20 protein-coding genes, 1 tRNA gene and 1 other RNA gene are annotated in these 18,312 nt (G+C 68.9%); 12 read left to right on the top strand and 10 right to left on the bottom strand.

Annotation, left to right across the window (positions count from 1 at the left end; genetic code table 11):
* Position 1 precedes the first annotated feature (1 nt).
* Positions 2–238: a hypothetical protein gene (locus tag PSC72_RS04445; protein WP_274324688.1), complete on the top strand. Its 237-nt coding sequence runs from the start codon at positions 2–4 to the stop codon at positions 236–238.
* A gap of 3 nt (positions 239–241) precedes the next feature.
* Here the strand turns inward: PSC72_RS04445 and PSC72_RS04440 are convergent, their stop codons facing one another.
* Positions 242–1,345 (bottom strand): glycosyltransferase, encoded by a 1,104-nt coding sequence (locus PSC72_RS04440; RefSeq protein WP_274324687.1) that lies wholly within the window; start codon positions 1,343–1,345, stop codon positions 242–244.
* A 134-nt stretch (positions 1,346–1,479) separates the two neighbouring features.
* On the opposite strand from PSC72_RS04440, the gene PSC72_RS04435 reads away from it, so the two are divergent.
* The 3 genes from PSC72_RS04435 (at position 1,480) to PSC72_RS04425 (ending at position 3,033) form a co-directional block, all read left to right on the top strand.
* Entirely contained in the window at positions 1,480–1,764 is a 285-nt protein-coding gene (locus tag PSC72_RS04435) for a ribonuclease P protein component 4 (protein WP_274324686.1), read from the top strand.
* Positions 1,765–1,849: 85 nt separating this feature from the next.
* Positions 1,850–2,098, top strand: coding sequence for a YhbY family RNA-binding protein (locus tag PSC72_RS04430; protein ID WP_274324685.1), 249 nt, complete (start codon positions 1,850–1,852; stop codon positions 2,096–2,098).
* Positions 2,095–3,033 carry a mechanosensitive ion channel family protein gene (locus PSC72_RS04425; RefSeq protein ID WP_274324684.1) on the top strand — a complete coding sequence of 313 codons (939 nt, stop codon included), beginning with the start codon at positions 2,095–2,097 and terminating at the stop codon, positions 3,031–3,033. The genes PSC72_RS04430 and PSC72_RS04425 overlap by 4 nt, the downstream gene beginning before the upstream one ends.
* A gap of 266 nt (positions 3,034–3,299) precedes the next feature.
* On the opposite strand, the gene PSC72_RS04420 is transcribed toward PSC72_RS04425, so the two are convergent.
* The 3 genes from PSC72_RS04420 to PSC72_RS04410 all read right to left on the bottom strand — a co-directional run bounded on the left by PSC72_RS04420 (position 3,300) and on the right by PSC72_RS04410 (position 5,067).
* Positions 3,300–4,157 (bottom strand): alpha/beta fold hydrolase, encoded by an 858-nt coding sequence (locus PSC72_RS04420; protein WP_274324683.1) that lies wholly within the window; start codon positions 4,155–4,157, stop codon positions 3,300–3,302.
* Positions 4,158–4,238: 81 nt separating this feature from the next.
* Positions 4,239–4,556: signal recognition particle sRNA (ffs, locus tag PSC72_RS04415), an RNA gene on the bottom strand.
* Between the two features lie 91 nt (positions 4,557–4,647).
* Positions 4,648–5,067 carry a DUF7548 family protein gene (locus PSC72_RS04410; protein ID WP_274324682.1) on the bottom strand — a complete coding sequence of 140 codons (420 nt, stop codon included), beginning with the start codon at positions 5,065–5,067 and terminating at the stop codon, positions 4,648–4,650.
* A 126-nt stretch (positions 5,068–5,193) separates the two neighbouring features.
* Between PSC72_RS04410 and PSC72_RS04405 the strand changes: the two genes are divergently transcribed.
* Positions 5,194–5,601: a DUF5798 family protein gene (locus PSC72_RS04405; RefSeq protein ID WP_274324681.1), complete on the top strand. Its 408-nt coding sequence runs from the start codon at positions 5,194–5,196 to the stop codon at positions 5,599–5,601.
* A 92-nt stretch (positions 5,602–5,693) separates the two neighbouring features.
* On the opposite strand, the gene PSC72_RS04400 is transcribed toward PSC72_RS04405, so the two are convergent.
* The 3 genes from PSC72_RS04400 to PSC72_RS04390 all read right to left on the bottom strand — a co-directional run bounded on the left by PSC72_RS04400 (position 5,694) and on the right by PSC72_RS04390 (position 7,741).
* Complete coding sequence (locus PSC72_RS04400) at positions 5,694–6,104, bottom strand: CoA-binding protein (RefSeq protein WP_274324680.1); 411 nt, start codon at positions 6,102–6,104, stop codon at positions 5,694–5,696.
* A 42-nt stretch (positions 6,105–6,146) separates the two neighbouring features.
* Positions 6,147–6,782, bottom strand: a complete 636-nt coding sequence (locus PSC72_RS04395) for an RAD55 family ATPase (protein ID WP_382261843.1) — start codon at positions 6,780–6,782, stop codon at positions 6,147–6,149.
* 119 nt (positions 6,783–6,901) lie between these two features.
* On the bottom strand, positions 6,902–7,741 hold the full coding sequence (locus PSC72_RS04390; RefSeq protein ID WP_274324678.1) for a geranylgeranylglycerol-phosphate geranylgeranyltransferase: 840 nt from the start codon (positions 7,739–7,741) through the stop codon (positions 6,902–6,904).
* A gap of 97 nt (positions 7,742–7,838) precedes the next feature.
* Between PSC72_RS04390 and PSC72_RS04385 the strand changes: the two genes are divergently transcribed.
* A tRNA-Arg gene (locus tag PSC72_RS04385) sits at positions 7,839–7,913 on the top strand.
* On the opposite strand, the gene PSC72_RS04380 is transcribed toward PSC72_RS04385, so the two are convergent.
* Positions 7,895–8,644, bottom strand: a complete 750-nt coding sequence (locus PSC72_RS04380) for a beta-xylosidase family glycoside hydrolase (protein WP_274324677.1) — start codon at positions 8,642–8,644, stop codon at positions 7,895–7,897. The two genes, PSC72_RS04385 and PSC72_RS04380, sit on opposite strands and share 19 nt — an antisense overlap.
* 59 nt (positions 8,645–8,703) lie before the next feature.
* On the opposite strand from PSC72_RS04380, the gene PSC72_RS04375 reads away from it, so the two are divergent.
* From PSC72_RS04375 to PSC72_RS04365, 3 genes are all read left to right on the top strand, one after another.
* A complete protein-coding gene (locus PSC72_RS04375; RefSeq protein WP_274324676.1) occupies positions 8,704–9,975 on the top strand; it encodes a family 43 glycosylhydrolase in 1,272 nt (423 codons plus the stop codon).
* A gap of 54 nt (positions 9,976–10,029) precedes the next feature.
* Entirely contained in the window at positions 10,030–11,016 is a 987-nt protein-coding gene (locus PSC72_RS04370) for a D-2-hydroxyacid dehydrogenase (RefSeq protein WP_274324675.1), read from the top strand.
* Between the two features lie 103 nt (positions 11,017–11,119).
* Entirely contained in the window at positions 11,120–12,475 is a 1,356-nt protein-coding gene (locus tag PSC72_RS04365; protein WP_274324674.1) for a beta-propeller fold lactonase family protein, read from the top strand.
* Positions 12,476–12,499: 24 nt separating this feature from the next.
* Here the strand turns inward: PSC72_RS04365 and hpt are convergent, their stop codons facing one another.
* Both hpt and PSC72_RS04355 read right to left on the bottom strand, forming a co-directional pair.
* Positions 12,500–13,045 carry a hypoxanthine/guanine phosphoribosyltransferase gene (gene hpt, locus PSC72_RS04360; protein WP_274324673.1) on the bottom strand — a complete coding sequence of 182 codons (546 nt, stop codon included), beginning with the start codon at positions 13,043–13,045 and terminating at the stop codon, positions 12,500–12,502.
* A 90-nt stretch (positions 13,046–13,135) separates the two neighbouring features.
* On the bottom strand, positions 13,136–14,233 hold the full coding sequence (locus tag PSC72_RS04355; RefSeq protein WP_274324672.1) for a BMP family ABC transporter substrate-binding protein: 1,098 nt from the start codon (positions 14,231–14,233) through the stop codon (positions 13,136–13,138).
* Positions 14,234–14,463: 230 nt separating this feature from the next.
* Between PSC72_RS04355 and PSC72_RS04350 the strand changes: the two genes are divergently transcribed.
* From PSC72_RS04350 to PSC72_RS04340, 3 genes are read left to right on the top strand one after another with little or no spacing between them, the layout of a single operon-like run.
* Positions 14,464–16,221, top strand: coding sequence for an ABC transporter ATP-binding protein (locus PSC72_RS04350; protein WP_274324671.1), 1,758 nt, complete (start codon positions 14,464–14,466; stop codon positions 16,219–16,221).
* Positions 16,218–17,312 carry an ABC transporter permease gene (locus PSC72_RS04345; RefSeq protein WP_274324670.1) on the top strand — a complete coding sequence of 365 codons (1,095 nt, stop codon included), beginning with the start codon at positions 16,218–16,220 and terminating at the stop codon, positions 17,310–17,312. Before PSC72_RS04350 ends, PSC72_RS04345 begins: the two co-directional genes overlap by 4 nt.
* Positions 17,312–18,304, top strand: coding sequence for an ABC transporter permease (locus tag PSC72_RS04340; protein WP_274324669.1), 993 nt, complete (start codon positions 17,312–17,314; stop codon positions 18,302–18,304). The genes PSC72_RS04345 and PSC72_RS04340 overlap by 1 nt, the downstream gene beginning before the upstream one ends.
* The last annotated feature ends 8 nt before the right edge of the window (positions 18,305–18,312 follow it).

Here is an 18,312-nt window from a genome sequence, read left to right as displayed (position 1 = left end):
CATGAGTGGCGGACAAGCGGACGACACCGGGACCGAGGGGGGCGACGACGGCGATATCGACACTGACGGCGCCGACGTCGACGCGGAGAACATGGGCGTAGGGATCGCCATCGGGATCGCGATCGGCGTCGCACTTGGTACGGCCCTCGACAACCTGGCACTCGGGATCGGAATGGGGGTCGCGATCGGCGTCGCTCTCGGTGCGGGGATGAGCCAGACGGACTACAGCGAGGACTGACGGTCACAGCAGTTGGTCGTAGACGCCGGAAAGCCGATCGACCGAGCGCTCGACGCTGATCGACTCGCGGCGAGCGAGGCACTCCTCGCCGAGGCGGTCGCGCTCGGCGAGCGTCCGCTCGATGACGTCCCGGAACGCGCTCACGTCGTTCGGCGGCGCCTTGTATCCGGTTTCGCCCTGGTCTATCGTGTCCGCGAGGGCCGCGCTGGCGACGCCCGCCACCGGCGTCCCGCAGGCGTTGGCCTCCAGCGCGGCGATCCCCTGGGTCTCGACCGGGCTCGGGAACGCGAACACGTCGAGCGCCGAGTAAAACGAGGGGAGTTCCTCGCGGTCGACCCAGCCCAGGAAGTGGGCGTCCACGTCCGCCTCGTCGGCCGCGCGTTCCAGGTCGCCGCGGGCGGGGCCGTCGCCGCTGAACACGAGCGTCACGTCCAGTCCCTCCGTCGCCTCGACGATGGCTTCGAGGTTCTTCTCGTAGCCGTGTCGACCGGTGTACCCGACGAGGGTCCCCTCCGGAATGTCGTGCCGGCGGCGGAAGCGCTCGGTCTCGACAGGGCGGAAGAAGTCGATGTCGACGCCGTTCGAGACGACTTCGACGCTCGTCGCGGTGCCGACGGTATCGCGGACGTGCTCGGCGGTGCGCTCGCTCGGCGCGACGACCACGTCGGTCCGGTCGAGGAAGCGGCGCTCGTACTCCTCGGCGCTGCGTTCGACCGCCCGCTCGATCGGCCGGGTAAAGGCGAGGTACTCGGCGTACTCGCTCGTGGGCGTGTGGTAGGAGGCGACCATCGGCAGGTCGTGCTTCCGGGCGAGTCGCATCCCCGCGAGGCCGAGGCTGAACGGCGAGTGGGCGTGGACGACTTCCGCGTTGTCGACCGCCTCCGGAACGCCCGGGACGCCGACTCGGAAGCCCTCGTAGAACGGGAAGGGGAGGCTGCTGACGGGATACTCCCCCTCGCCGGCCTCGTGGTCGCCGTCGGGGTAGACGACGTCCATGCGGCCGCCGCGACGGTGCCAGCGGTCCCGCCACGTCTGGACGGTGTAGGTGACGCCGTTGTGCGTCGGCAGGTAGGTGTCCGTGAACGCAGCCACCGTCGGCAGCTCCATGGAGCCATCGTATGCTAACCGGGCCTTAATGCGTTGCCATCTCGGCCGCAGACCGCCGAGGCGCCGTCCCCTCCCGACAGCGGCGCACGAACGCAAAGTATACCTGCCGCTCGGCGGGACGTATCCACGTTCGGATGGACACCGAGACCGTCGCCCGCGAGCGCATCGAACGCCTGCGCGAACTCGCCGAGGAGGCCACGCTCGCGGACAGAGACGACCGCGCCCGCCGCTACGTCCGGCGCGCGCGCCGCATCGCCGAGCGCAACCGCCTCGGCCTCCCCCGCGAGTTCACCCGCTTCACCTGCGACAGCTGCGACGCGTACCTCCGCCCCGGTCGAAACGCCCGCGTCCGCCTACAGGACGGCCACGTCGTCGTCACCTGCGACTGCGGCGCCCAGGCCCGGTATCCGTACGACTGAGAGCCGCTGGAAGCCGAGACGCCGGTCAAAATTCCGGATTCGACAGCCGTAACCTTTGAGCGGCTTCACTCCAAGTAGTAGAGACATGAGTGACTCGACGCGCGCACAGCGGATCCACGAACTCGACGTGACGGTCTGGGTCGGCAAGAACGGCCTCGACCCGGTCGAGGACGAACTCAACGACCAGTTGCAGGACCGCGATTTCGTGAAAGTGAAGTTCCACCGGGCGGCCCGGGGCGGAACTACCACGGAGGAACTCGCGGAGGAGTTGGCCGACAGGGTCAACGCCGAGGTGGTGCGAACCCGCGGCCACACCGCGGTCTTCGAGCGATGACCAGGGGCGCACCGGGCGTCGCGCCGGCAGCCCCGCTCCAGCAAGAGCCGGGCCCCGTCGCGGACTTCCTGATCGAGGTCTTCGGCCTCGACGCTCCGCTGGCCGGCGCCGTCGGTTCCGCGATAACGTTCGTCGTCGCGTTCGTCGCCATCTACCTGCTCGGTCGGATCTTCGTGATGCCGCTGGTCAACCGCGTGCTGAGCGCCCGCGACCTCGACACTCACGCCCGCAGGCCGCTGAAGAAACTCACCGGTATCCTCATCGTCTTCGTCGCCGTCGGCGCGGCCTTCGCGTTCGCCGGCTACGGCAACATCCTCACCGCGCTTGCGACCATCGGCGCCGCCGCCACGCTCGCCATCGGGTTCGCCATGCAGGACGTGCTGAAGAACTTCGTCGCGGGCGTGTTCATCTTCACCGACAAGCCGTTCCGCATCGGCGACTGGATCGAGTGGGACGACTACGCCGGCGTCGTCGAGGACATCAGCCTCCGCGTCACCCGCGTCCGCACCTTCGACAACGAACTGCTGACCGTCCCCAATTCCAATCTCACCGACGACGTCATCAAGAACCCCGTCGCCAACGAACAGCTCCGGATGAAGTTCGTCTTCGGCATCGGCTACGAGGACGACATCGACGAGGCCACCGAGATCATCCTCGACGAGGCCGACAACCACAAGGGCATCCTCGCCGACCCCGAGCCCTCGGTGCGACTCACCGAACTCGCCGACTCCTACGTCGGCCTCCAGTCGCGCTTCTGGATCGCCAACCCCAGCCGGTCGGACTTCGTCCGCATCCAGGGCGAGTACGTCACCGCCGTCAAGAACCGCTTCGACGAGGCCGGCATCAACATCCCCTACCCCCAGCGGGACATCTCCGGCGGCATCGACCTCGACAACGTCGAGGGTGTCGCCGAACCTGCGGCCGGGGACGACTAGAACCCACTTTTTGCGGCGGAGAGTTCCTCGCGGCGCTTCGCGCCGCTGCGGGAATCCTCCGCCGCAAAAACTTGGGGAAAAAGGCCGGACGACTCGGTCGCTTCGCTTCCTCGCGTCCGGTGAACCGGCGCTACGCGCCGGATGCTGGCGGCGAACCAGCCGTTCCCCGGGTCGGCCGATGAAACGGCCTCTCGGCCACGACACCGCTACCGCCACAGCACCGCTACCGCCACAGCACCGTCACCGCTACCGTACCGCGGACCGCTCTATTCTCCGCTCTCGCCCGCCAGTTCAGTCGCGTCCGACGGATACGCTTCAGCCAATAGCTCGCGAACCGCACCCGTGAAAAAGTCGGGGTTGTCGAGGTTCGAGGCGTGTCCGCCGCCGGGAACCGCTTCGATCTTCGATCCATCGATTTCGGCGGCGAGTTTCAGCGCCTGCCGGCGCATGAACGGCGCCTCGTGCTCGCCGTAGAGAACGAGCGTCGGCGCGGTGATGGCCGAGAAGTCGATCTCGGTGCGGTGAAACGCCGCGACGGCGCGGATCACCTTCGCGAACTCGTCGGTCTCCATCTTCGGTCCCGTCTCGCGGATGCGCTCGATCTGTTCGTAGTCGCCGCTGACGCCCTCGCCGGAGAAACGCTCTTGCAGCCAGACCATCGCCCGTTCGACGCGCTCGTAGCCGACGAGTCGGACAAATGGGACAGTCGCCCTGAGCATCACTGAACGCTGGAGCCACTCGCTGCGGGAGAGGAGTTCCGGCGCGAAGGTGTCGGCCAGGACGAGCCCGGCCACCCGGTCGGGGTGGCGCGCGGCGAACACCTGCGCGATACAGCCGCCGGTCGAGAGCCCGCAGATGACCGCTCTCTCGACGTCGAGCGCGTCGAGCAGCGCGCCGAGGTCGTCGGCGAACAGGTCGACGGAGTAGCGACCGCGGGGCGAACCACCAGTTCGGCCGTGTCCGCGCACGTCGTAGGCGATGGTTTCGTAGTCATCGCTGAGCGCGTCGAGTTGCGGGTCCCACTGGGAGTGGTCGACGATGGCGCCGTGGGCGAAGACTACCGGTGGACCATCACCACGTCGCTCGTAGTACGTCTCGACGTCGTCGGTCCGGACGGTGGGCATACGATGAACTACGAGCTCGGCGGGGATAACGTCGTCAGTGGGCCGAACCAGAGAGCCAGCGCTCGGCGTTCGATAACAGATGAGTAGACGGACGTCCGGGATTGCCCGGTCGTTCGGACGCGGGGAATCCCGTTTGCCTCCTCCACCCCGCGACCCTGCGAGCGACGGGTGTCCGAGGGTCCGCTGCTCGCTTCCGCGCCTGACGGAGTGCCCTCGATCAACCGCGGCCGCGCGTCCCTGCAGACGCGACGCCGCGGACCGCCGTCCCCGCAGGACGAGGCTTCCATGTTGGCTCACGGGGCCCACGCCCGGCGGACCGGACGCACCCGGGGTTCGGCCCCCGCTGAAGGCCATACCGCGGGTGACGAGCAGGGCCTAGCTGCCCGGCCTAGTCCACTCAGAGGTACCGCCGTCCCCCATAAGGGCCTTTCGGGTCGGCGCCGTCGTGCGGTCGGCCGCTCGTGCGGTGCCGAACGAAGCCCGGCAGGCGTCAGAGCAGGCCGAGCGTCCGCGACCACCAGAGGCTCGCGACCGGGATCACCAGCGCGACGGCGGCGCTCGCCCACCGGTGGTAGGTGATGATCGCCGGCGCGTCCATGTCGAATACCACCTGCTGGGGGACCGTCACGGCCCACAGCGCCGTCACGGCGAACGTGAACCCGCCGAGGGCGATGCCGACGCCGGCGGCCAGCGGCGGGTCGGTCCGCTCGTCGCGGCCCGCGGCCAGCACGATGGCCGTCACGAGCGCGAATATCCCCCCGACGAGCGGGTTCAGCGCACCCTCGCCGTAGTAGGTCCCGATGGCCGTCGCGGGCCCGGTCCGCACCAGCCCGTACGGGACGGCGAGCGACACGAGCACGAGAACGCATCCGGCGACGCCGACCAGCGGTGCGAGCCGCGTCTGCTTCATGGCGGCCTCTGCGGACGCTGCGGTTTTAACGACGGTGGTTTCCGTCCCACAGGCGGCGGCGAACCGATCGCCGGACGGGACTGGCGAGTCGAAAAGCCGACAACGCGGGACGCCGAAGCCGGGTGCATGCCATTCGGCGACACCGCCAAGAAGATCAGCCGCGTCGCGGACATCGCGGAGAAGCTCTACGAGCGACTGAACCAGGTCATCGAACAGGTCCAGGAGGTGCGCGAACGCGTCGAGCGCACGAGCGACCAGATCGAATCGATCGACCGCGAACTCGCCGAGCAGCGCGTCATCGTCGAGGCGCTCGCCGAGCAACAGGACATCGACGTCGACTCGCTCATCGACGAGCAACTCCCCGACCCCGAGGCCGACGCTACGGACGAGGGTGAGGGTGACGGCGACGGCGAAGAAGCGGGGGAGGGAGATGCCAGCGAGGGTGCCGACGCCGTCGATAGTGACGGGAGCGGCTCGGCGGAGGCCGTCGAAGGTAGTAGCGGAGACGGCGACGGGTCAGCGACTGGAAACTGAGACGCGGCACGCGCGACGGCCCGACGAGCGGCGAACGGACCTGCGGTGTCGTTTCTACCCGGCGGCCGCGACAGACGCGGTCGCGTTTCGGCTCAATCGACCAGCCGCTGGTGTTCGACCTTGAGACACCTGTCCTGAACGAAGTTCCTGTCGGCGTCCTTGACGCGCTCGCCCGCTTCGTCGTTCGTGATTCCGAGCTGGAGCCAGACCGTCTCCGCGTCCTCCCGGTCGAGGGCCTCGTCGACGATATCGGGTACTTCGTCGCTCGGGCGGAACACGTCGACGATGTCGACCGATTCCTCGACGTCCGCCAGCGAGTCGTACGCTTCGCGGCCGAAGATCTCGTCGGCGTACGGATTGACCGGGATCACGTCGTAGCCCTGCTCGCGCATGTACGCCGGGATGTCGTGGGCGGCCTTGCCGGGCGTGCTCGACAGGCCGACGACGGCGATGGTGTCGCCGTCGAGGATCTCGCGGAGTCTGTCGTCGGAGTCGACTGGCATGGCCGGGGATTGGACCGAGACGATCAAAAGGCTGCCGACGCGTCAGTCGCCGATCCGGCCGACAGCGGCGTCCGGGATCGTCGTCGACAACGCCCCGTCCGCTTCGACGGTGATCGCGTGGTCGAACAACTGCCGGAGGGTGTTCAGCGTCTCCTCGTCGTGGGCCGTCGATTCGATGATGTGTATCCCCATCGCGCCGGCGTTCTCGATGCGGCTGGTGAACACGTGCATGAACCGGAACACCGTCTGGACGTCGGAGTACATGAGCAGCGTCGAGAGCGAGTCGACCAGCACGCGGACCTTCTCGATGCCTCGCTCGGTCCGGAACTCCTCGACGAACTCGGAGAACTTGATCCCGATGCCCGTCATGTCCTCGGGCGACGACGCGTACTTGACGATGTCGGTGTCGCGCGCCTTTCGGCCCTGGTGTTTGGTGACGCAGTCGACGATGCCGACGTCGACGGACTCGGGGTCGGAGACGAGGGCCTCGTAGTCGCTAAGGATACGGCTCGCGCTGTCGCGGGTGGTGACGACGATGACGCCTTCTCCCTGCTCGGAGCCGTGAGCGAGGAGTTCGAGCGCCATGCGACGCTTGCCGGAGAGCGGCGGGCCCGAGACCAGAAGGTTCGAACCGGGCGCCAGCGTCGCGTTCCCGAACGTTGTTCCGAGGTCGTACATTCCTTCGAGAGTCACCACCGTTACACGACGAACCGACGGGGGTTCGCGCAGTATACATCGATTAGTTCCGGCAGTTGTTAAAATCTTTTTTATAATCCCACCGGCCGAAGACTGGCCGTTTACACCGAGACCACGAGCGTCGCCCGCCCGACGACGAACGAGAGGATCGCCAGAAACATTCCGTACTTGAGATGTCCCTGCGCGACGGCGGGGTCGCCGAACCCCTCGTACCCGGCGTAGAGCATGAGCGCGACGGCCGGTGCGACCACGACGAGGTAGGCGACGCCGAGCATGTCGAGCAGATACGGGAGCGGGCTCGCAACGGCGGCGACGACGAGCAGTGCCAGCGCGACCAGCAGTGCCCGCCGCTCGCCGATGACGACGGGAAGCGTGCGCAGCCCCTCTTCGCGGTCTCCCTCCACGTCCTCCACGTCTTTGATGATCTCGCGGGCCAGCGTCGAGACGGCTGCGAGCAGCGCGAGCACGACCGTCGGCGGGACGTGCTCGACGGTCGCACCGCCGAAGAGGAACGTGCTGCCACCGAGATAGGCGACGAGCGCGTTGCCGGCCCCGGGCGTCCCCTTGAAGAACTCCGTGTAGGCGATCAGCAAGAGCAGATTCACGGCGGCGATCGCGAGCGCGAGCGTCGGCAGGAAGAGCGCGCAGACGGTCGCCAGCGCGAACAGGACGACGCTGCCAGCGAGCGCGCCGCGGGCGGAGACTCTACCGCTGGGGATCGGTCGATCGGGGTCGTTGATCCGGTCGATGTCGCGGTCGAAGTAGTCGTTGATCGTGTTGCCGCCGGCGACGGCGAAGACCGTCGCGGCGACGGCGGCGGTGACGACTGGGAGCTGGTCGGTCGATGCGCTCGCGACGAACGCACCGATGGCCGTCAACGCGCCGGAGGCCACGGCGTTGCCCGGACGCGTCAGTTCGACGAACCCCCTGGCCCGTTGCATGTCTCCCCCGTTCGCCGACGGCCCCATAAATGACGCGGGACGGCGCCGCGACGGATCGGGACGTTTAAACACGAACGCTCGTGTAGGGTTGTGTGTAGGGCGCTTAGCTCAGTTTGGACAGAGTGCTTGGCTTCGGACCAAGCTGTCGCGGGTTCAAATCCTGCAGCGCCCATCACGTTTTCCGAACGGTCGGCCTTCGACAGGCACGGTCGTGCTGCTTACCCAACGGCACCGCGTCCGTTTTTCGAGCGCCCATTCCGCTGGCGACCCCGAACCAGTCGAACGGGGCGGCTGCTCAGGATTCGTAGACGAAGCGCTCGACAGTCGCGGCCTCGTGCAGGTCTTCCCACGGCCGGTCGCGTAGGGGCCGACGACGACGCCAGTGAACCCGGCCGCCACCTCAGTCGCGAGGTACCGGGTCGCCGCCGCTCCCAGACGCTCGCCGTCTGCGAGGAAGCGATACTCCTCGGCGTCGGCCGCGATAGCGAGGTCGGTCGTCGTCCCGACCGGCGTACGTCCGATCACGTCCGTCGCGTCGCCGATGCGGAGGCGTGCGACGGCCTCCCGCCGGCCGTCGCGGCGCGTCACGCCCAGCTGGTCGTGGTGGCGGTCGTCGGCGACTATCGCGAGGCCGGCCTCCTCGCGGCGGCCGGGGTCGAAGATCAGCGTCGCCTCGGTGCGGCAGTCGAAGCCGGTCTGTCGACGGCCGACGAAGGTGACACCGGGTTCGTCGAGGGTCTCCGGGCCGCCGCGGAGGCCGAGCCCATCGGGTCCGGTCTCGTAGCGCTCTCGATCGGGGTAGCGCCGGAACTGCCACTCGACGCCGAGCCTGTCCGCGAAGGTCGTGTCGGTGCGCTCGATCGGCGTCTCGTCCGTCCGCCGCTCGCCCGTCTCAGATAACAACAGTTTTGCATTACAGTTCGAAAGGGAGGCTCAACGTGGTGGGACGCGATAGCGGTGGCGTGAACCGGCGTAGCGTGCTGAAAACGATCGGCGCGGGAGCGGTGGCCGCGACGGGGTCCGTCGCGACCAGCGGCACGGCGGCGGCCGACGAGAGCGACGAGCACTACCACAACCCGGTCGGGCCGATCGGGTTCGGCGACGTGACGGTCATCCGGGACCAGCGTGAGGACAGCGACGCGTACTACGCCTACGGGACCGAAACGCCGCAGGACATCGTGCCGATCGCCAAATCGGACGACCTGGCGAACTGGGAGTACATCGCGCCGGCGCTGGAGTCGTCCCCCGACTGGCGCGACGAGGAGGACGCCGGGGTGTGGGCGCCGGACATCAACTACTACGACGGCCAGTACCACCTCTACTACTCCTACTCGACGTGGGGCAGCCAGGACAATCCCGGCATCGGCCTGGCGACCGCGGACAGCCCGGACGGCCCGTTCGAGGACCAAGGGCCGGTGTTCCGGAACGAGGACCTGGGGATGACCAACTGCATCGACGGGGAGTTCCGGGTCGTCGACGGCACGCCCTACATGATCTGGGGCAGCTGGTACGGCATTCACGGCGTCGAACTCACCGACAGCGCCGACGACTACGTCCCCGGGACGACGTTCCACCTCGCCGGCGACAAGCGCGAGGGCGGGATGATCGTCGAGGAGAACGGTTACTACTACCTCTTTTACTCGACCGGCCACTGCTGTGACGGGTACGACAGCACCTACGAAGTCGAGGTCGGCCGCGCGGAGTCGTTCACCGGCCCCTACTACAACCAGAACGGGACAGACCTCCGCGACCTGAACGAACACCGTAACGGCGTCGCCGTCCTCTCGGGGACGGATCGGTTCACCGGTCCGGGTCACAACACCGCCTACCAGGACGAGAACGGCGACTGGTGGATGCTCTACCACGTCGAGGCGACCGCCGAGCGGGAGGTGCGGACGATGATGGTCGACCGGATCCAGTGGGACGAAGACGACTGGCCGGTGGTGGCCTGCAACGGTCACCCGAGCGCGAAGAGCCCGATGCCCGGGAGCGGCGAGTTCGACTGCGAGAGCGACGCGTTCGAGAGCAGCGTCTCGGCGGGCACCGCGACCGCCGCCTCGACCGCGGGCGCGCCCACCTCGGAGACCCAGACGGCGACACCGGCGGAGACGGCGACCTCGTCGGGAACGGGTGACGGGATGTCGGTCCTCGGCGGCGTCGCGGCGCTCGGTGCGGCGGCGGTCGGAGCGCTCGGTTCACGTGGTGGAAGCGAACCCGAGCGTTCGGACGAGTAGGGAGCCGTCTTCCCCGGCGAGAACGTTTATTTCCGTCACGCTCGACCAGGGGATATGGCCGGACAAGAGCGGATCGTCGTGTTGAATCAGTCCGCGCACGGAATCCCGGCGAGCGAGTACGCGGCCGAACTCCGCAGGCGCCTGCCGGACTACCACGTGAAACTCCCGCGGACCGAGGGGGAAGCCCGCACGACGGTCGGGCAGGCGCGGATCGTCACGGGGCTCCACATGGACGAGGAGCTGCTGGCGCGGGCCGACGAACTGCGCCTGTTCGCCTGCGGATCGGCCGGCGTGGGTCACTTGCCGCTCGACGCCTTCCGCGAGCGCGGCGTCGCGGTCACGAACGCCTCCGGCGTCCACGGCCCGAACATCGCCGAACACGTGATCGGGTGGCTGCTCGCGTTCGCCCGTCGGCTCGACGAGGGGTGGCGCCGCGAGCAGGAGAGCCTCTGGCAGCACTTCCAGGGCGGCGAGTTGCAGGGATCGACCGTGACCGTCGTCGGGATGGGCGCGATCGGGCAGGCCGTCGTCGAGCGACTGGAGGGCTTCGGCGTGGAGACGGTCGGCGCCCGCTACTCGCCCGAGAAGGGCGGACCGACCGACGACGTCGTCGGGTTCACCGACGAGGAAGCGTTCCAGGGCGCGCTCACGCGGTCGGACTACGTCGTCGTCGCGGCACCGCTGACCGACGAGACGCGGGGGCTCGTCGGGAGCAGCGAGATAGCGGCGATGCCGACCGACGCGGTCCTGATCAACGTGGGTCGCGGGCCGATCGTCGACACCGACGCGCTGGTCTCGGCGATCAGGGGCAACAAGCTCGCCGGCGCCGGCCTCGACGTGACTGACCCCGAGCCGCTGCCGGCCGACCACCCGCTCTGGGAGTTCGACAACGTCCGGATCACGCCGCACAACTCCGGCGCGACCCCGGAATACTGGACGCGGCTCGCCGACATCCTCGAATCGAACCTCGAACGCATCGACGAGACCGGTCGGTACGACGACCTGGAGAACCAGGTCGTCAGTCCCGAATCGGGCGACTGACGGGGCTTCGCCGGGGGCGACGAGAACGCCCAGTCCGACCCGGTTCTGCGGTCCCGACGCACGCCACCAGCAGGTATTTTCGCCGACGGGCCGTGGCACTCGTATGACCGACGGCGACGCGGACCGCCTCTATCCGAACCGCGGCGGACCCGCTGACAGCGCCGGCGAGGCGGCGGGCGACCGGGCGGGCGTCTCTCGCCGCGGGCTGCTCGCGGGGTCGGCGACGGCCGGTGCGGCGCTCGCGGCGGGGTGTTCGAACGGGTCGACCGACGGCGCAGGCGGACCGGAAGCGGCGGCGGGCGACGCCACCGAGAGCGACAGCGGCGGCGAAGAGACGATCTTCGTGTTCAACACCGACGACGCGACGGTGAGCATCGTCGATCCGGGGCGCGACGAGGTCGTCGATACCCAGCACCTCGGGCTCTCGGCGTCGTTCCCGTCGAACCAGTATGCCCCCGAACTGACCACCACCGCCGCGGACCCCCTCTGGCTGAACGTGAATCGGGGCGTCCGCGCGCTCGCGGCCGGGCCGCTCTCGGAGGTCGCGCACGTCGACACCGGTTCGGGGTCGAACTGGCAGGAGCTGGCGCCGGACGGAACATCTGTCGTCGTCAGCGCACGGGAGCCAGCCCACGCCAACTACCGCATCGACGCCGACCGCGACTCGGAGACGTTCGGCGAGATCACCGGCGAGATCGACCGGACCGACGAGGGCGGTCGCGGCGACGAGAACGGGCCGGGGCCCTGCGACGTGACGATCCACCCCGACGGCGAGTTCGCGTTCGTGCCCGACCTCTTCGGGGACACGCTGACCGTCCTCGACGTCGAGAACTTCGAGATCGCGACGCAGACCGACGTGCCGGCCGCCGATGGAGCGGACGCGGACGGCACGGAAGACGCGGGGGGCCCCTCGAAGCCGTGGATGGGGACCGTCGCACCCAGCGGCGACCGACTGCTGGTCGAACACCAGACCGGGACCGAGAGCGTCTGGGACACGAGCGACCCCGCGAATCCTGACCTACTCGCACAGCTGACGCCCGACGACGGCCTCGGCGAGGGCGCGCTCACCAGCGAGATCGGTCCGGACTCGCGGGTCGGGTACGTCTTCACGCCCGGGACGAACGACGTGTCGGTCGTCGATATCGAGCACCGGGAGGTCGCCGACCGCATCGACCTCGGCGGCGCGGCGTTCGTCGGCACCTGGGGACCGGGCCACGAGAAGCTCTACGTTCCCGTCCAGACGAACGACGAGGTGGCGGTGCTCGACCACGAATCGCGCGAGATCGTCGCGCGGATTCCGGTCGGTTCGGCGCCCTACGGGGCGACAGCCGCCCGCGTCCGGCCGGAGACGGACGAGTCGGCGAGTCTGCTCGCCGCGATGGCGGCCGTCGGGCTGGACGTCGGCGAGGCCGACACGACGTACTGCATCGGCAACTGCGCCTGCGGTCACCGGTTGTAGCGGAACCAGCCTTCTGTCGGGCCGTCAGTGGACGGTGACTTCGCCGTCCTCGACGGTGATGTCCAGCAGGCTCGTCGCCTCGTAGTCGGTCTCGTCGAGCGCGCTCTCGCCGACCTTGCGGAGGACGACGACGATGTCGGCGACCTCGGCGCCGATGTCGTCGAGCGCCTGCGTGATCGCGGCGAGCGTCCCGCCGGTCGACAGCAGGTCGTCGACGATGAGGACGCGGTCGCCCTCCTCGATGTCGTTGATGTACATCTCCGAGGAGGAGTAGCCGGTCGACTTCTGCAGGGCGACCTCGTCGGGCAGGCCGTACTCGCGTTTCCGGATGACGACGAGCGGGATGTCGGTCTGCAGGGAGAGCGCGGTGGCGACGTGGATGCCCATGGCCTCGGGCGCGACGATCTTGTCGACGTCGAGGTCGGCGTTGCGGACGATGCCGACGACGACCTCGCGCAGGAGCGCGGGGTCCAGCATCGGCACGCCGTTGCTGATCGGGTGGACGAGGTACTCGTAGCCGTCCTTGTCGATGATAGGCGCCTCGTGCAGGGACGCGCGGAGCCGTTCCATGCCGTCCGGTTGCCGAGGGTCGCAAAAAAACTCCTGTTTGCCGGTCGCGGGCGCCGCCCCACTCGGCGAGGTCCCAGCGGCCGCGGGCGCTTACTCGGGGACCGTGCCCTCGACGCCCTCGACGTAGCTGCCCATGTCCTGGAACAGCGTCGCGTCGTCGGCGTCGGCGAACTTGCTGTCGGCCCACACGTCGGTGTCGCCGCTCTCGATGGCCGAGCGGGTGTCCTCGACGGTCGTCTTCACGTCGTCGGGCACCTCCGGCCCCCAGTCGGAGAGGCCGACGATGCCGTCGCCGAGGCCTTCCCAGTAGAAGTCCGGTTCCCAGGAGCCGTCGTGGACGGCTTCGAGCGTGGGGCCGTAGAACTTCTCCCAGTGCCAGATTGGGGAGGTGACGTAGTTGTCGCCGCCCTGCTCGGACATCGGAGCGTCGTAGCCAGTGGCCCAGATGTCGGCCGCGGCCGCGGCCTGGACGGCCGCCGCGGAGTCCTGGTGCTGGGCCATCACGTCGACGCCCTGGTCGATGAGCGCGTTGGCCGCTTCCTTCTCCTTGGGCGGGTCGTACCACGTGTTCGTCCAGCGGACCTTCGTCGTCACGTCTGAGTTAACAGAGCGCGCGCCGAGGGTGAACGCGTTGATGCCGCGGACGACCTCCGCGATGGGCAGCGCCGCGACGTACCCGAGCGTGTTCGCCTCGGTCAGCATGCCGGCGGCGACGCCCGCCATGTAGCGCGCCTGGTACATCCGCCCGAAGTACCGGCCCATGTTCTCCCGCGTCTGGTAGCCCGAGCAGTGCTCGAAGAGGGTGTCGGGGTTGTCCTCGGCGACGGAGACCATCGTGTCCATGTAGCCGAAGGTGTTGCCGAAGACGACGTCGTAGTCGTTCTGGACGTACTGCTGGAAGACGGATTTAGCGTTGGCCGGATCGACGTCCTCGGAGTAGTCGGACTCCAGCCAGTCGTACTCCTCGGCGACGGCCTTGCGGCCCTGCTCGTGGGCCCACGACCAGCCCTGGTCGCCGACCGCCGAGTTGTAGACGAACGCGGCTTTGACGGTGTCCTTCCCGCCCGATCCGCCGTCGCCGCTCGTATCCGTTCCGGCGTCGCCCGTGCTCGTACAGCCGGCCAGGCCGGCCGCGCCCGCGAGTCCCAGTGCCTTGATCGCCCGTCGTCGTGTGATGTCTGTCGACATTGTTGTGTCCGTGGCTGTGACCCGGGGCTCTCCCCCGGTCGATCGCTCCTCGTCTGGTACGGATATGCGGCAATTGATAAGGTTGCCTATAGCGGGCTGGGTAGCGGTATTAGGACTACAGAGACCCGCTATGACCGGGCGCCAGCGGCGGTCTGCGCGCCGTGTGAGCGCGAACCGGGGCGGGGACCAAACGGTATCTTCAAGGACGCTCGAAGCCCTGCCGGATCGTAATGGCCGAGGACGCGTTCCTCCGGATGTCGGACGTCCGCAAGGAGTTCCCGGGGGTCGTCGCCAACGACGATATCGACTTCTCAGTCCGCCGCGGCGAGATACACGGGCTCCTCGGCGAGAACGGCGCCGGCAAGAGCACCCTGATGAAGATCCTCTACGGGCTCTACGACGCCGACGGTGGGACGGTCCACCTCGGCGGCCGCCGGCTCGATCTCGATTCGCCACAGGACGCCATCGACCGCGGTATCGGGATGGTTCACCAGCACTTCAAGCTCATCCCGCGGCTCACCGTCGCCGAGAACGTCGTCCTCGGCGAACGCGAGCCCGCCGGCCCGTTCCGCGACCGCGGCGGCGGAGGCGAGACTGACGCAGACGGCGCAGACGACAGCTGGCTGCCTGATTCGGTCCGCCGCAATCGGTTCGCTCGCGCCCTCGCCGAACGCTTCTCGATCGGGCTGGACGCGTCCGCCGATGAGATCGACGCTCTCGCCGACGAGTACGGCTTCGACGTCGACGTGCGGGCGCCCGTCCACGAACTCGACGTGGGCGAGCGCCAGCGCGTCGAGATCCTGAAGGCCCTCTACCGGGACGTGGATCTCCTCGTCCTCGACGAACCGACCGCCGTCCTCACGCCGACGGAGGCCGAGCGCCTGTTCGAGACGCTCCGCGCGCTCGCCGCCGAGGGCATCAGCATCATCTTCATCACGCACAAACTCTCGGAAGCGACGGCGATCACCGACCGCGTGACGGTCCTGCGAGAGGGGAAAAACGTCGGGACCGTCGAGACGAGCGACGTCGACCAGTCGGACCTCGCGCGGATGATGGTCGGCCGCGAGGTCCTGTTCTCGCTGGACCGCGAGCAGGTCGACACCGGCGAACCGGTCCTCGACGCGAGCGGCCTGCGCGCCGACGACGACAGGGGGATCGAAGCCCTCTCGGGCATCGACCTGTCGGTCCGCGAGGGCGAGATCGTCGGCATCGCCGGCGTGAGCGGCAACGGGCAGCGCGAACTCGCGGAGACGCTCGCCGGCGTCCGGTCGCCGACGGCCGGCGCCCTGGCCGTCGACGGGACGGATCTCACCGGCGCGTCGACGCGGACGTTCGTCGACAACGGCGTCTCCTACGTCCCCGAGGACCGCCACGAGTACGGCTGCGCCCCGGATCTGTCGGTGATGCACAACGCCGCGCTGAAGGAGTTCCGCGGCGAGCGATTCGACGACGGACCCTTCCTCGACTACGACGAACTGCGCAGCTACGCCCGAGAGGTCGTCGACGAGTTCGACGTCCGCGGCGTCCACGACGTGGAGGAAGTCGCCGCCGGCGACCTCTCCGGCGGGAACCTCCAGAAGCTCATCCTCGGGCGGGAACTCGCCCGCGACCCGGACCTGCTCGTCGCCCACCAGCCGACCCGCGGGGTCGACGTGGGCGCCATCGAGTTCCTCCGCGACGCCCTGCTCGACCAGCGCGCCGAGGGCACGGGCACCGTCCTCATCTCCGAGGACCTGGACGAACTGTTCGACCTGAGCGACCGGCTGCTCGTCCTGTACGAGGGCGAGTTCGTCCACGAGACGACGCCGGAGGAGGCCGACCGCGAGCGCGTCGGGATGCGGATGACCGGCGGCGCGGTCGACCCCGACGACGCCACCGGAGGAGCCGGCGAATCGGGCGACGACGCGAGCACGACCGGCCGAGCGATGACGGACGGCGGCGATGCGGGCGGTGGCAGTTCCGGCGGCCGCGGGGGTGATTCCCGGTGAACCTCTCGGTCGAACTCTCGGCGCGCGACGAGGTGCCGACCTGGCTGGCGTACGGGACGCCGGTCTTCACGGTGGTCGGCGCGCTCGCGCTGAGCGCCGTCGCGCTCGTTGCGCTGTCGGTCGACCCGGTGGCCGCGTACAACACGATGTTCGTCGAGACGCTGACCGACCCGTTCGGGCTCCGCCAGACCGCGACGCGGACGGTGCCGCTCGTCCTGACCGGGCTCGCTGTGTACCTCCCCCTGCGCGCGGGTCTGTGGAACGTCGGCGCCGAGGGGCAGCTGTACGCCGGCGCCGTCGTCGGGACGTGGCTCGCGCTGAACGTCTCCCTGCCGCAGGTCGCGCTGATCCCGCTCGCGCTGCTGGGCGCCGGCGTCGCCGGGGGGCTCTGGGCGGGCATCCCGGGCTACCTCAGGGCGAAGTGGGACGTCAACGAGATCATCACGACGCTGTTGCTGACGTTCGTCGCGACGCAGTTCGCCAGCTACCTCGTCCGCGGCCCGATGCAGGGCGGCAGCGGGAACTTCCCCGGGAGCGCGCTGTTGCCCGACGCCGCGCAGTTCCCGGCGATCCCGGTCCTCGACGTCCACGCGGGCTTTCTCGTCGGTCTGCTCGCCGTCGCGGTGACGGCGATCGTCGTCGGCCGGACGCGCGTGGGATTCGACATCACGTTCGTCGGCTCGAACCCGCTCGCGGCCGCCCAGGCCGGGATGAGTACGTTCCGGGTGTACCTGTTCGTGTTCCTCGTCGGCGGCGCGTTCGCCGGCCTCGCCGGCTTCAGCGAGATATCGGGCGTCCAGGAGCGGCTCATGCCGGAGTTCTCGGCCGGGTACGGCTTCACCGCGATCCCCATCGCGCTCCTCGGGCGCAACGGTGCCGCCCGCGTGCTGCTGGCGGCGGCCTTCTTCGCGCTGCTGTTCGTCGGCGGGTCGAAACTGGAGGTGTCCTACGGCGTCCCCGCGGCGCTCGTGGACGTGATCCAGGCGCTCGTGATCCTCTTTCTCATCACCGCGGAGTTCGTCAAGCGCTACAGCGTCGACGTGGAGATAGAACGGGAGCCGGCACCGGCCGGCGGGGCGGGTGAGGCCTGATGTCCGGGTTCGCCGCCGGACTGCTCGACGCGGCGGTGCGCGCGTCGACCGTGTTCATCTTCGCCGCGCTCGGGGAGATCATCAGCGAGCGGGGCGGCGTCCTCAACCTCGGCGTCGAGGGGATGATGCTCGTCGGCGCGCTCGGCGGGTTCGCGACGACGGTCGTCACGGGCAGCTACTGGCTGGGCTTCCTCGCCGGGATGGCCCTCGGCACGCTGCTCGCGCTCGTCCACGCGTTCCTCTGTATCACGCTGAAATCGAGTCAGGTGATAAGCGGCATCATGCTGACGCTGCTGGGGACCGGCCTCACGACCTTCTTCGGCGCCAACTGGGTCGACCGGTCGATCGACGGGTTCCCCCAGATGACGCTCCCCCTCGTCGGACAGTACCTCGTCGAGATCCCCGTGATCGGCGAGGCGTTGTTCCGGAGCACCGCGCCCGATTTCATCGCGCTCGCACTGGTGCCGACCGTCTGGTGGTTCCTCTTCCGGACGAACCTCGGCCTCGAGGTAATCGCCGTCGGCGAGGACCCCGAGACGGCCGACACCATGGGCGTCGACGTGTTCAAGATGCGGTATCTCTGCGTCTTGCTCGGCGGCGCCTTCGCTGGGGCGGCGGGCGCGCACCTCTCGCTCGCGTTCTCGCAGCTGTGGGCGACGGGCATGACCGCCGGGCGCGGGTGGATCGCCGTCGCACTGGTCATCTTCGCCCAGTGGCGTCCCGAGCGGGCGCTCCTCGGCGCGTACCTGTTCGGGCTGCTCGACGCGCTCCAGTTGCGCTCGCAGGGGATCGACCTCGCGCTCGACGCCGGCGCGCCGCTCGCCGGCGTGGTCAACCCGCTGCTGGAGCTACTGATGCACCCGACGATCATGGCGACGTACCCGTACCTCGCGACCATCCTCGTCCTCGTCGTGACGGTCGTCCGCTTCGACGACTCGCGGCTGGGTGCGCCGAGCGCGCTACTGGAACCGTACAGTCGCGAGACGGACTGATCGGTCGT

The sequence above is a fragment of the Halosimplex aquaticum genome (assembly GCF_028747785.1).
GTDB classification, from domain to species: domain Archaea; phylum Halobacteriota; class Halobacteria; order Halobacteriales; family Haloarculaceae; genus Halosimplex; species Halosimplex aquaticum.
The sequence above is the reverse complement of the archived record's forward strand: the minus strand, read 5'-3'. Positions and strand labels throughout refer to the sequence as shown.

What these genes read in the sequence shown, in the direction of transcription:
- PSC72_RS04445 (WP_274324688.1), top strand. Translation starts at nt 2, where the DNA reads ATGAGTGGCGGACAAGCGGACGACACCGGGACCGAGGGGGGCGACGAC.
- PSC72_RS04440 (WP_274324687.1), bottom strand. Translation starts at nt 1,345, where the DNA reads ATGGAGCTGCCGACGGTGGCTGCGTTCACGGACACCTACCTGCCGACG.
- PSC72_RS04435 (WP_274324686.1), top strand. Translation starts at nt 1,480, where the DNA reads ATGGACACCGAGACCGTCGCCCGCGAGCGCATCGAACGCCTGCGCGAA.
- PSC72_RS04430 (WP_274324685.1), top strand. Translation starts at nt 1,850, where the DNA reads ATGAGTGACTCGACGCGCGCACAGCGGATCCACGAACTCGACGTGACG.
- PSC72_RS04425 (WP_274324684.1), top strand. Translation starts at nt 2,095, where the DNA reads ATGACCAGGGGCGCACCGGGCGTCGCGCCGGCAGCCCCGCTCCAGCAA.
- PSC72_RS04420 (WP_274324683.1), bottom strand. Translation starts at nt 4,157, where the DNA reads ATGCCCACCGTCCGGACCGACGACGTCGAGACGTACTACGAGCGACGT.
- PSC72_RS04410 (WP_274324682.1), bottom strand. Translation starts at nt 5,067, where the DNA reads ATGAAGCAGACGCGGCTCGCACCGCTGGTCGGCGTCGCCGGATGCGTT.
- PSC72_RS04405 (WP_274324681.1), top strand. Translation starts at nt 5,194, where the DNA reads ATGCCATTCGGCGACACCGCCAAGAAGATCAGCCGCGTCGCGGACATC.
- PSC72_RS04400 (WP_274324680.1), bottom strand. Translation starts at nt 6,104, where the DNA reads ATGCCAGTCGACTCCGACGACAGACTCCGCGAGATCCTCGACGGCGAC.
- PSC72_RS04395 (WP_382261843.1), bottom strand. Translation starts at nt 6,782, where the DNA reads ATGTACGACCTCGGAACAACGTTCGGGAACGCGACGCTGGCGCCCGGT.
- PSC72_RS04390 (WP_274324678.1), bottom strand. Translation starts at nt 7,741, where the DNA reads ATGCAACGGGCCAGGGGGTTCGTCGAACTGACGCGTCCGGGCAACGCC.
- PSC72_RS04370 (WP_274324675.1), top strand. Translation starts at nt 10,030, where the DNA reads ATGGCCGGACAAGAGCGGATCGTCGTGTTGAATCAGTCCGCGCACGGA.
- PSC72_RS04365 (WP_274324674.1), top strand. Translation starts at nt 11,120, where the DNA reads ATGACCGACGGCGACGCGGACCGCCTCTATCCGAACCGCGGCGGACCC.
- hpt (WP_274324673.1), bottom strand. Translation starts at nt 13,045, where the DNA reads ATGGAACGGCTCCGCGCGTCCCTGCACGAGGCGCCTATCATCGACAAG.
- PSC72_RS04355 (WP_274324672.1), bottom strand. Translation starts at nt 14,233, where the DNA reads ATGTCGACAGACATCACACGACGACGGGCGATCAAGGCACTGGGACTC.
- PSC72_RS04350 (WP_274324671.1), top strand. Translation starts at nt 14,464, where the DNA reads ATGGCCGAGGACGCGTTCCTCCGGATGTCGGACGTCCGCAAGGAGTTC.
- PSC72_RS04340 (WP_274324669.1), top strand. Translation starts at nt 17,312, where the DNA reads ATGTCCGGGTTCGCCGCCGGACTGCTCGACGCGGCGGTGCGCGCGTCG.